We start from the raw sequence: 11880 nt of genomic DNA, 5'->3' as shown, positions 1-11880 counted from the left end.
TTATATTTTTACTTTGTAGATCGTTAGACAACCGTCCGGACAAACTAACCCGCAACTAGCGCAACCGATGCATGCGTCCGGGTTCTTCATGTACACATAGTGATACCCCTTGTTGTTTACTTCTCGTGGGTGCAACTCCAGTACATCCGACGGGCAGGCTACTACGCAAAGGTTACATCCCTTGCAGCGCTCTGTGTTTACAACAACAGCTCCTTTTATTTTCGCCATAATACTTGTTTATTTAAAATCTAAATGTAACACATTTCTATTGAGGCATCAAAGTTAGTAAAAAATTACTCGTTGCCAAGATTATAACGTTTCATTTTGTTGAATAGCGTCTTTCTACTGATATTTAAAGCCTCGGCGGTCAGGGTACGGTTATAGTTATGCTTTTGCAGCGCGGACAGGATGCGGGCCTTCTCCGCCAAGGAGTTCGTATCACGGAGCGAGGTGTCTTCTTCCGCTTCCTGAGGAGCTATCAGTCGCTCCATCTGGTAGCTTTTGATACGGGCGGGCAGATGTCCGGAATGGATTTGCCGGTCTACGCAGAGTATCATGGCGCTTTGTACGGCGTTCTCTAAATCCCGTACGTTACCGGGCCAGTCGTAGGCGCATAACTGATCCATAGCCTCGGGCGTGATGCTCTCGATCGAGAGATTGAGCAAGGAATTATGTTTGCGAAGGAAAAATGCGGCCAGCAACGGGATGTCCTCTTTCCGTTCCCTAAGGGGTGGAAGCTGTATGGTGAAGACATTCAGCCGATAGAGCAGGTCCAGACGGAATTTACCCAGTCTTACTTCTTCTTCCAAGTTCCGGTTCGTAGCCGCCACGATCCGGACATTGACGGGGATCGCTTTCTTGCCTCCGATGCGGGTAATCTTACGTTCTTCTAATACACGCAGTAATTTTACTTGGGCGTCTAGCGGGAGTTCACCGATCTCGTCTAGGAACAGGGTACCGCCATTTGCCCGCTCGAACGTGCCGGCTTGTGTTTCCTTGGCATCGGTAAAGGCGCCTTTCTCATGCCCAAAAAGCTCGCTCTCCATCAAGGTGAGCGGGATCGCCCCACAGTTGATCGCCACGAAAGGCTGGCTCACGCGTTTACTCCGGTCGTGTATCGCCCAGGCGATCAGTTCCTTTCCGGTTCCACTCTCTCCGTGGATCAAGACGGTAGCGTCGGTTTCCGCCACCCGTTCCACTTGGAGCATGACCTGCCTCAGTCCGCTTTTCTCGCCGATGATACCGGTGTTCATATCTCCTAACTTGTTTTTCAAGTGCTTGATCTCGCCTTTCATCCGGCAATGCTCTACGGCACGGCTTACGGTAAGGAGCAACTTATCGTTGTCAAAAGGCTTCTCAATAAAATCGTAAGCGCCTTTCTTTACGGCATCTACCGCCAAGGAGACGGAACCGAAGGCGGTTATGAACACGACGACTTGGTTCGGGCATAGCCGTTTGATCTTCTCCAATGCCTCCACGCCGGTAAGCACCGGCATTTGCTGGTCTAGCAAGATCACGTCGGGACGGAAGGAGAGGAGGGCGTCTACGGCCTCTTGTCCGTTTGCGGCGGTTTGTACCTCGTATCCGTCTTCTTTTAAGAGCAGGGCGATCATCGCACGGATGCGCGGCTCGTCGTCGGCTACTACTATTTTTGCTTTCATACTATATATTGCGGTAACTTGATGGTGAAACATGTGCCTTTGCCGGGAGTACTGTGTACCTCGATCTCGCCCTCGTGGCGGTTGATGATACCGTAACAGATGGCGAGCCCTAAACCAGTCCCCTCGTCTTTGGTGGTGAAGAAGGGATTGAAGATGTTATCCAGATCTTTCTCGCCGATGCCTTTTCCGCTGTCCTCGAAGGAGAGGAGCAGGTAATGGGAATGATCGTCAATGGATGCTCCCTTCTCTATACTTATTATTAATGTACGTGAGCGTTCCGGGGGATTCTGGCTCATCGCCTCCACTGCGTTGAGGATGATGTTGAGAAATACTTGCTTGAGTTGCTCGGCATCCGCTTGCAAGGCGGTATTCTCATGGAAATATTCAAATTCCACCTCGACCTGTTGCTTCTTCAGCGTATTATGGACGAGTAGCAATGTCTGGTTGATCAATTGCTCCAGATTGACTTCCGATGAGTTCAAGGCGGATGGACGGGCGAAAGAGAGCAGGCCTTGCACGATTTTGTTGATACGCTCCACCTCGGAGATGAGTTCCGTGACCATCTCCGATTTCACGGGATCGGCCGAGAAATCCTTGCTTAAGTATTGGATCGTGCTACGAATGGCGGTCAGCGGGTTACGGATCTCGTGGGCGGCTCCGGCAGCCAGTTCCCCTAAAGTGGCGAGCCGGTCGGTCCGGTACATCTTCTTGATCCGTTCGGATTGGATCTCATAAAGGGAGGCATGTTCGATGGCGAATGCCGCTTGGTTGAACAAGAGGGAGAGAAGTCCTAGCTCATTCTCGGTAAAATCGGTGCGATCTGTCTTCTTTCCCAGCATAATCACTCCACTCACCTTATTCATCACTTTCAGCGGATAAATGAGTTCCGCTTGGAGTTGCCCCAGCTTCTCCCGTTCCTCGGCCGTGAAGTAATCCGCTATATCGGGATTTTGGGAGAGCAGAAGCGAGCGTTCGTTCACGAATAGCCAACTGATCAGTTTATCTTTTCCATTGAAAGAGAGGGAAGAGGATAGCGGGCCGTCTTGCGGTTTATACTTTCCCGTATTCTCGTCTAATAAGAAAAGATGGACGATCTCTACAGGACATATCTGTCTGATCTTAGAGATAAAATTATTGATCAGTAAGGACTTATCTGCGATAAGCATCAAGGAGCGGTTGAACTCGGAAAGCATCTTGCTGAGTTCGGGCTGCGGTGTATTTGTGTGTCGCTTGAATAAGGATAACATGCTTCTCGGGTATTAGGATGGGCAAATGTACTCTTTTTGAGTAAGAATTTACCCGTTTTGAGTAAGGATATTACCCGTTACCCAAAGATGGAATATTGGCTGTTTGTATATAATATTGTTTATTAGTGAGTTATATGCTTTGGCACGGCGTTTGTATTCTATAGGGTAAAGAGGGATGATCTCTGGTATATTTGGGTAAAAGTTTACCGATACCCATTTAGTTTCCATAGGGGGGGCTATGTTTTTCCTTACTAGAAACTAAAGTTTTCCTATAGGGAAACAAATGTTTTCACAGGAAGAAACTAAAGTTTCTATTAGGAGAAACAAAAGTTTTCCTAGTAAGGAATTTTAAGAAACTGTAGTTTGCTGGTTATCAATGCTTAGTGGATAGTGATCGCAGACTTGATTAGATACGATAAAAAGAATAAGAATATGAGAAAGAGAGCTGTTATTTTACTCGCTATACTTATAGCGATCTTTGGGGGAAGCGTCAATGCACAGTCTTTCCTAGGTAAGTTAGTAGATGATAAAGAGGCGCCTGTTGGTTTCGCCAATGTGGTGTTATTGAATCCGGAAGATTCCGCGTTCGTAAAAGGGACGGTTAGCGAGGAGTCGGGTGAGTTCGTGTTGGAAGGCTTGAAAGAGCAGTGTTATATCTTGCGGGTATCTTATATCGGATATAAGGATATTTGTCTGGAGTGCCCGAAGGCGGGGGATGTGGGAACGATCCGTCTGGAACCGGATGCCATCGCCTTGGGCGAGGCGGTCGTGACCGGTAAACTGCCTACTTACCAACTAAAGGGAAGTAGCTTGGTGACGAACATTCGGGAGACTTTGCTGAGTACGGTCGGTACGGCGAATGACGTGCTCTCGCATATCCCCGGCTTGGAAAGCTCGGACGGGAAATATACCGTGTTCGGCAAGGGAGAGCCTTTGATCTACATTAATAACCGTTTGGTTCGTGATAATTCGGAATTGGAACGCCTAAGCTCGAAGGATATCTCCAAGGTGGAACTGATCCAGAACCCGGGTGCGGAATATGACGCTACGGTGAAGGCGGTATTGAAAATTCGTACGGTTCGGCATGCGGGCGAGGGATTGGGTGTCAATGTCCGGAGTAATGTTTCCCAAAACCATAAGACGAGTAACACGGATCAATTGAACTTGAACTATCGTAAGAACGGATTGGATTTGTTTGGGATGGTTAACTATTCCTTGTGGCAAGCCCAAACGAGGCAACGGACAAGTAGCTATATTCAAGTGGACACGCTGTGGGAACAGAAAGCGGAAACGACAGTGGACCAGTCTTCCCGTTCGGTATATGGTCAGTTGGGTGCGAATTACGAGGTGAATGAGCATCATTCCTTCGGCGCTACGTATGAAGGAAATAAGGGTTTTAACTCGGGAGGTGATTTCATATCGGATAACACGATGTACGCAAATAAAACGGTATATGATGTATTGCATTACCAAACCCGCATGGAAACGGACGTAAATCAACACAAGGTGAACGCTTATTATGAAGGGAGGTTTAATGATAAACTAACCATTAGTTTTAATGCGGACTGGTTAACCGGATCTTCGGAGAACCGTATGTTTGCCAATGAGAATAGCGAGATGGATGACGATCGCTTGGTAACAACCAGTAACCGGACTCGCAACCGTTTGTATGCCGTTAAATTAGTGATGACTTACCCGATCGCCGTGGGAGAATTGAAATGGGGAGGGGAATACAGTTATGTACATCGTACGGACCGTTTCGACAATCCACAAAGCATCCTGCCCGCTACCGATAGCAAGATACGGGAGCAGAATGCCGCCGCTTTTATCAGTTATGCCTTGACTTGGCAGAAATTAAGCACTGAGATCGGTTTGCGTTATGAGCATGTTGACTTTGATTATTATGACAAAGGTATTTTCCTTCCGGAACAAAGCCGTCTGTATGATAATGTCTTCCCGAATGTCGCTCTTTCCATGCCGATAGGAAAGACCCAGATGTCGTTAAGTTATACGGCAAAGACAAGTCGCCCCTCGTTTTTTCAATTGCGGAGTGATTTGCAGTACGACGATCGTTTCACTTACGAGGGCGGTAATCCGCTATTGAAACCCTCTTTCAATCACGACTTGACTTATCAATTTGGCTATAAATTTATCCAAGCCTCATTGAATTACCAATATATAAAGGATGTTTCGTCGTTTATGATGAAGGCGTACGAGCCGGATCCGGTCATTACGGTCTTCTCCCAAGAAAACTATCCGAAGGCGCAATATTTGAACGCTTCCGTCTCTTTTTCCCCTAAGTTTAATTTCTGGGAACCTTCCCTTTACCTAAGCGTGAGCAAACCTTTCTTTGAGGCTTTTACGATGGGGGAGGTGCGATCCTTTAATAAACCTACTTATGGCTTTAGTTTAAACAACTCGTTTCGTTTGCCTAAAGGATGGATATTCTCGTTGGATGGTCGTGTTTCGACAGATGGCGATAATATGCAAAGCTTAAGTAAGCGAACGGGAGGGGTTTATGTGGGGTTACGTAAGTCGTTCTTGAAAGACGAGGCGTTGACATTGAACTTGCAAGGCTTCGATATTTTCGCTACGCAACGTTATTCTTTCGTGATGTATGCGGCGGACCGCAGTATGACGAAATGGAGTAATCCGGATAGTCGCCAAGTGCGCCTGACCGTTACGTATCGTTTCAACGCCACCCGTAGTAAGTACAAAGGTTCCGGTGCGGCCAATGAGGTTATCAACAGATTATGATTATCTTTGTTTCATGTTAGAAGCGATTGATTTAACGAAACGATATGAGGATGGGCATCTGGCTCTGGATGCCTTGAACCTCCGGATCGAGCCGGGAGAGATCTTCTTTCTTTTGGGGGCTAATGGGGCGGGGAAGAGTACGACCTTGAACCTCTTCCTCGATTTCATCCGTCCCACTTCCGGGCGGGCCTTGGTGAACGGGGTAGAGGTCCGTTCCAATCCGGCGGAGACACGCCGTCATATCGCCTATGTCTCCGAGAACGTCATGCTGTACGGTGACTTTACCGCCCGGGAGAACTTGGACTTCTTCACACGCCTTACCGGGAAACGCTTGGATCGGAGAGACTATTATCAAGCGATGCGTCGTGTCGGCCTGCCGGAAGAAAGCTTCGAGCGTAAGTTGAAGACCTTCTCCAAGGGAATGCGGCAAAAAGTAGAGATCGCCGCCCTCTTGTTGAAAGACGCCGACAATATGGTGATGGATGAGCCTACCTCCGGCCTTGATCCCCGGAGCACCGCCGAGTTGATGCAACTCTTGCACCACCTCCGCTTGGAAGGAAAATCGATACTGATTTGTACCCACGACCTGTTCCGTGCCCGTTCCTTGGCGGATCGAGTAGGGATCATGAAGGATGGGCGTCTGGTCATGGTCCGTGCCCGTGACGAGTTCTTGCATGATGACCTGGAACGCATTTACCTTGATTATATGCAGGAGGCTATCCTATGAGGAATGTATGGATATTCGCTCGGAAGGAGTTCCTGCTAAACGTCCGCTCGTCCCGTTTTGTGGTAGGATTATTGCTCTGCTTGGTGATCGTGCTTTTCACGATGATTGTCAGCGTCAGCGATTATCAGATACAAAAAGAGGTATGTGAGGCAGAGGCGAGACAGGCGGGGGAGGAAATGCGCTCCTGCTTGGTATGGTCTAAAGTGAGTCCTAAGCTCGTCCGTGAGCCGGAACCTTTGAGCCTGCTCAGCCGGGGGATCACGAATAACGTGGGCTATATCGTCTCCATCGACTTATGGGAAATCCCGTTTCTGCCACTTCAATTTAACTGGGCGCAAAACAGCCCGTTCATGAAAGTGTTTCCCCCGTTTGATTTCTCGGCGGTATTGAGCGTTATGATCTCGCTCCTTGCGCTGGTCTTTTCCTATGATGCGGTGACGAGGGAAAGGGAAGAGGGGACGCTTCGTTTCATCTTCTCCTCGTCCGTGAGCCGGTATAGCTTCTTGTTGGGGAAGTGGCTAGGCGTGGTATTGACCGTTTTGCCGATCTTGCTGGCTTGCTTTTTGCTGGCGCTCGGCTTGGTGGTGTTGGGAGGCGGCATCCGTTTTTCGGGCAGCGAATGGATGGGCGTAGGGTGGATGTTTTTGGCTTCGTTTGTCTATTTGGCTTTCTTTGCCTCGTTCGGTATCTTGGTGTCGTCGCTGACGGCCCGGTCGGTAACCTCAATCGTGCTCTGTATGCTCAGTTGGCTGACATTCCTGTTCGTGATTCCGGCTTTGTCCTCCTACGCTTCCCGGAGCATGGTGGCCTTGCCCTCCTATAAACAGGTGGAGAATGAGAAGGTGGAACTTTTCTGGTCGATGAGAGGAGAGTGTAATAAGCGATGGGTGGAGCTACGGGATTCCATGAGGCTCCAGTCACTTCAATATTTATTTAACATGGAGGATGGGGAAGGCATGAAAGATATCCGGGGAGGTTCTCGCTTGGTGCTGGAACATACCCGCCGGATGGCCGTCGTAGAGGCTAATATACGGATGGATCATGCGGAGCGGCTCTGGAAACTGGATAAGGAATACTCGCGTATCTTGTCTGCCCAGCGGAAGTGGCAGGATATCTTGAATCTTCTCTCCCCGTCGGCTACTTATATCCGTTTGATGGCCCGGCTGGGTAATACCGATGCCGATGCGCTTTTGTCTTATATGAGCGATGCCCGCGACTATCGCAAACGGTTCATCCAATACTTGACGGATCGGGACCTGTTCTATTCGGCCTCTTATGTGACCCCTTGCCGGGAGGATGAGTTCATGCCCCAAGCGGAATGGGAGGCGTTAGAGCGACAATGGGAGAGACTCCAGAAGGAAGATCCTGCCGCTTTTGAGAAGACCATGAAAGAGGCAGAGAAACAGTATGCCGACGCGAACTACTCGCCTGTGGATGTTCGGGATGTTCCTCGGTTTTGCCCACGGGAATTATCCGGCTGGCAACGGGCGAAGAAAGGGATGCGGGCATTTGTCCTCTTATCCCTCCTGCTTATCGGGTTCTTATCGGGTGGTATATATATTTTTAAAAGATATGATTTGCGATAGTCTTATAGTATATCGTCACGAGGTGAGCCGCCTGCTGCGTAGTTTGCGCTTCCGGGTATCGTTCGTGCTTATCGTGCTGTTATTTGCCGGCGGAAGTCGTTTGTTTGTCTCGCTCTACATGGAGCAGCAGGCTACTTATAAGCAATTGGTGGAAGATGAGGTGCAAAAGGAACGTGAGTTGAGCGATAACCTGACGAATTTCGCGAATCATTTACGAATATTCCGTTACTCTCCCCGTACGGACGGTTTCCTGTATGGCTGTAAAGAGGAGGAAATGGTAAACTCCATTCAATATAATGTATGGAACGCGGGAAGGCTGGAGGTGGAACAAGGAATGTTGAACCCTTTGCTGGACACGAAAAGCTCGGTGGACTGGACGTTTATCGTCTCGATTTTCATTAGCTTTATCGCCCTGTTATTCTCTTATGATTCGATATGTGGAGAGAAACGGGATAAGGTGTTAGGCTATTTGTTATCCTATCCCATTTCCCGGAGGAACTATTGGATCAGTAAGATATTCTCGCATATATCCGTTGTCATGCTCTTATTGCTAGGAGGCATATTCGTGGGATTATTAGCCTTAGGCGATATGTTACCATCCATCTATACGCCCTCTTTCATTTATAAGTTACTCGGATTTATCGGAATCAGCCTTTTACTGATCACGTTATGCGTCTGCTTTGGACTTTTCGCCTCCGTCATGACAAGGCATTCGAATGTAAGTCTGCTGATCTGCGTATCCTTCTGGCTGTTTGGGACTATTATCATCCCGAATAGCGCCACATTCTGGGGCTATACCCTTTATCCGACCCCTTTATTGCGAGACATAGCCCAAGAGGTAGAGGCGAAGGAGAGCCAATTGACCAAAGAGGCACCTCCCGGTAGCATGGCGCAACAGAGTGAGAATCCGTTTTATCCCTATCATGAACGCCGTGCGATCCTGTGGATGAAAAAGAAAGAAGTAAGGGAGAAATCCTATCGGGATTACTACGAATGCCTGATCCGCCAGTTCGAGGGAGTCCGTCGATTGACCCTCCTGTCCCCAACCGTCCAATACGAACGGGCGATGGAAGCTCTATTAGGAGGAGGCCATCTACGATTCCAGAAAAATTGGCGTGATTTACAGGCCTTCCAACTTACGTTCCTCGCATGGTTCAAGCAAAAAGACGCCGAGGACCCGGAAAGCCCACATTGGTATAATCCTTATGAGGATGTCTCTACCAGCCGAAAGTCGTTTGATATAAAAGAAGCGCCTCGATATCAAGAAAGAAGCGTTCCCTTAGAAGAACGTCTTGCGCTTATCGGCCTGTATGCGCTGACCACGTTTTTCTTTATTGCCTTACTGGGATGGGGAGGGTTTCGCTTATTGGAAAAATACGATGTGCGATGATAGAAATGATAAGTAGATAAGAATGGGCATTGTAGCCACCTTTGAATGGGCATTATAAGAAGGTTACAATGGGCATTCTAATCACCTTATAATGCCCATTGTAATATCGGTTACGCCTTAGCGCTTTTTTGTGAGAGCTTTTCTAGGAAATATACGATCCCGAAACCTAAGATCATCAATCCGACGGCCTCCCAAACAAACTGATTCGGAGCGATATTCGCCTCAACCAACGGCTTGGTCATGCCATGGCTATCCACATAGGTCTCGATCGTTTCTTTCCAAGGCCATACCTTGTTAAGCGAACCCAACATGAATCCGGCCAATACGGCGATCGTTATATCATGGAATTTACGAAGGGCGAATGACAACACGCGGGAGAACGTCGTGATACCAATAGCTGCACCCGCTATAAACACCAACATAACGGGAACGTTAAACGTCTTGACCGCCTCCATGATATAGAAGTATTTTCCGAGCAACACTAAGATAAAGCTACCCGAGATACCCGGCAAGATCATGGCGCAAATAGCGATAGCCCCACAGAGGAAGATAAAGAGTAAATTACTCGGAGTCTCGGCGGGAGTCGCCACGGTGATATAAAAAGCGATCACCGCCCCGACAACAAAACTCAAGATCGTCTTCCAGTTCCATTGCTTGATATCCTTAGAGACGAACCAAGTGGAGGCCAGCACCAAACCAAAGAAAAAAGACCATACCAAGATCGGATGATACACCAAGAGATACGTAATGATCTTCGCTAGGGAGAATATACTAATACCAATACCACCCACGATAGAAAGCAAGAAATTAGCGTTGATCCCTTTCCAGAAGGCCGCTATTTTCCCCGTGAATAATTGTTTCAATGTCGTCCCGTTAATACTTTTGATAGAGTCGATCAGTTCCTCGTAGATACCTACGATAAAGGCGATCGTTCCTCCCGACACGCCGGGAACGACATCCGCCGCTCCCATACCCATACCTTTTAATACTAAGAAACCGTAGTCCTTGAGATTTCGTTTGTTAGGCATATTACATTATTAATTGTCTAATTACTGTTATCTTTATTCTTTAAAAACTCTTTTACCAGATCCTCGGGTTGGATATGTTTCTTCTCTTTATCGGAATCGATGGTAAAGTCCGCGAATACTTCTGGTCCCACTTTACGAAGCAAATAAAGAAGATCATCTCCGGATATTTGGCCGATATGCTCCATGAAATTTTCCATATCACGGTTATCCAGATAAGCCATAGCCAAATGGATATGAATCATTGGAGTCTTCGGGTTGATTTGAAGGACTTTCTTGTAATAAGAGATCGCCTTATCTATATCTCCCTTAGAAAGCAAATATTGTCCGGCATGAAGCAGGCTGTTGCATTCTTCTTGAGTTTCCGGATTGATGCTTTTCTTATCGATGATCTTGAATATCTTATTCGTAATAGCGATAGCCTCCTCCTTTTTCCCGCTATCAAGCAAGCAAAGCGCTAAAAGAGAAAGGAGACGGACATTGTTCGGATACAATTGCGCCGCCTTGAATAACATGATGGAAGCCTCGTTGTCGCGCTCAGTCTCGGTACAACAACGGATATAATTGATATAATTGGTCGGCCCATCCTCCATATCCGGATCGTTTATGATCGTGGAAAGCAGTTGGTAAGCCTTCTCATATTGCTCCAGCTTCATATAACATTCCGCCATGAGTGGAGAGATACGGCGCATCACCTCCTCATCACCCTCGATTTCTTGATATTCCTCGATCGCCTTCTCATAGCTCTCGTTCATATACAGGCAGTACGCTTTCAATATTTTCAGTTCCGTATCGGAATCATCACACGTCAAGGCGAAGTCGAAAGCCTCGATCGCTTTCTCGTAATCGCCAACCATGGAATGTAGCCTTCCCAGCGTAAACCAATACTCGTATGAGAAAGGATTCTTATCGATTAGCTCATTACATAACTCGATCGCCCGGGGAACGTCTCCTTCCGTCTCGAGGATGTAGCAAAGCTCATTCTTAAGAATCAAGTTATCCGGAAATAAAGCCAAGCCACGGTCCACGAAATCGCGGGCCTCTTTGTTCATGTCTAAATCATTCAGGATGGGGGAGATGTACTCGAAGACTTCCTCCAAATAGTCACAATCCCTAGTGATCAACTCTTCCGTGATCTCCAGAACCTTGGGATATTGGTTGAGCGAGCAATAGCATTCCATTTTTAACATATCCAGATCTTGGTTATCAGTCTCCGCTATATTCTCGAGCAGAGCGAGAGCGCTCTCATAATCCTCGTTATACGCGAATTGCCTGCCTTTCTTGATTTGCAAGGCGGAATTACCGGGATGAAGCTTTAGCCCGAGGGCTAAGACTTCATCAAAGTAAGTATAATCGTTCGAATCTTCAAAGCTGTCCAACATTTCATCGATTTGATCAGCGTCGAAATAAGGCTCCTTACCCTCTTCCTTCGCTGAAAGATAATGTTGTAACAAGCGTGAGATATCGTCTTTTTTCATTTACTATTC

9 protein-coding genes are annotated in these 11880 nt (G+C 47.6%); 4 read left to right on the top strand and 5 right to left on the bottom strand.

Annotation, left to right across the window (positions count from 1 at the left end; all coding sequences use genetic code 11):
• The 3 genes from ACESPU_RS01740 to ACESPU_RS01730 form a co-directional block, all read right to left on the bottom strand.
• Positions 1 to 228, bottom strand: a complete 228-nt coding sequence (locus tag ACESPU_RS01740; protein WP_005856324.1) for a ferredoxin family protein — start codon at positions 226 to 228, stop codon at positions 1 to 3.
• 65 nt (positions 229 to 293) lie between these two features.
• Positions 294 to 1661: a sigma-54 dependent transcriptional regulator gene (locus ACESPU_RS01735; protein WP_158533033.1), complete on the bottom strand. Its 1368-nt coding sequence runs from the start codon at positions 1659 to 1661 to the stop codon at positions 294 to 296.
• Positions 1658 to 2908, bottom strand: coding sequence for a GAF domain-containing sensor histidine kinase (locus ACESPU_RS01730; protein WP_158533034.1), 1251 nt, complete (start codon positions 2906 to 2908; stop codon positions 1658 to 1660). The genes ACESPU_RS01735 and ACESPU_RS01730 overlap by 4 nt, the downstream gene beginning before the upstream one ends.
• A gap of 432 nt (positions 2909 to 3340) precedes the next feature.
• On the opposite strand from ACESPU_RS01730, the gene ACESPU_RS01725 reads away from it, so the two are divergent.
• The 4 genes from ACESPU_RS01725 to ACESPU_RS01710 are packed head-to-tail and all read left to right on the top strand — an operon-like array spanning position 3341 to position 9368.
• Positions 3341 to 5665 carry an outer membrane beta-barrel family protein gene (locus tag ACESPU_RS01725; RefSeq protein ID WP_158533035.1) on the top strand — a complete coding sequence of 775 codons (2325 nt, stop codon included), beginning with the start codon at positions 3341 to 3343 and terminating at the stop codon, positions 5663 to 5665.
• A 13-nt stretch (positions 5666 to 5678) separates the two neighbouring features.
• Positions 5679 to 6392, top strand: a complete 714-nt coding sequence (locus tag ACESPU_RS01720) for an ABC transporter ATP-binding protein (protein ID WP_121962756.1) — start codon at positions 5679 to 5681, stop codon at positions 6390 to 6392.
• A complete protein-coding gene (locus ACESPU_RS01715; protein WP_121962746.1) occupies positions 6389 to 7978 on the top strand; it encodes an ABC transporter permease subunit in 1590 nt (529 codons plus the stop codon). Before ACESPU_RS01720 ends, ACESPU_RS01715 begins: the two co-directional genes overlap by 4 nt.
• Positions 7965 to 9368, top strand: coding sequence for an ABC transporter permease subunit (locus ACESPU_RS01710; protein ID WP_121962745.1), 1404 nt, complete (start codon positions 7965 to 7967; stop codon positions 9366 to 9368). Before ACESPU_RS01715 ends, ACESPU_RS01710 begins: the two co-directional genes overlap by 14 nt.
• A gap of 110 nt (positions 9369 to 9478) precedes the next feature.
• Here ACESPU_RS01710 and ACESPU_RS01705 read toward each other — a convergent pair whose 3' ends face one another.
• Positions 9479 to 10396 (bottom strand): DUF368 domain-containing protein, encoded by a 918-nt coding sequence (locus ACESPU_RS01705; protein WP_022192847.1) that lies wholly within the window; start codon positions 10394 to 10396, stop codon positions 9479 to 9481.
• A gap of 17 nt (positions 10397 to 10413) precedes the next feature.
• Positions 10414 to 11871: a tetratricopeptide repeat protein gene (locus ACESPU_RS01700; protein WP_122297327.1), complete on the bottom strand. Its 1458-nt coding sequence runs from the start codon at positions 11869 to 11871 to the stop codon at positions 10414 to 10416.
• Positions 11872 to 11880: the final 9 nt, after the last annotated feature.

Source organism: Parabacteroides sp. 20_3 (assembly GCF_964238835.1).
Lineage (GTDB): Bacteria > Bacteroidota > Bacteroidia > Bacteroidales > Tannerellaceae > Parabacteroides > Parabacteroides distasonis.
This window is presented reverse-complemented; position numbering and strand designations above follow the sequence as displayed.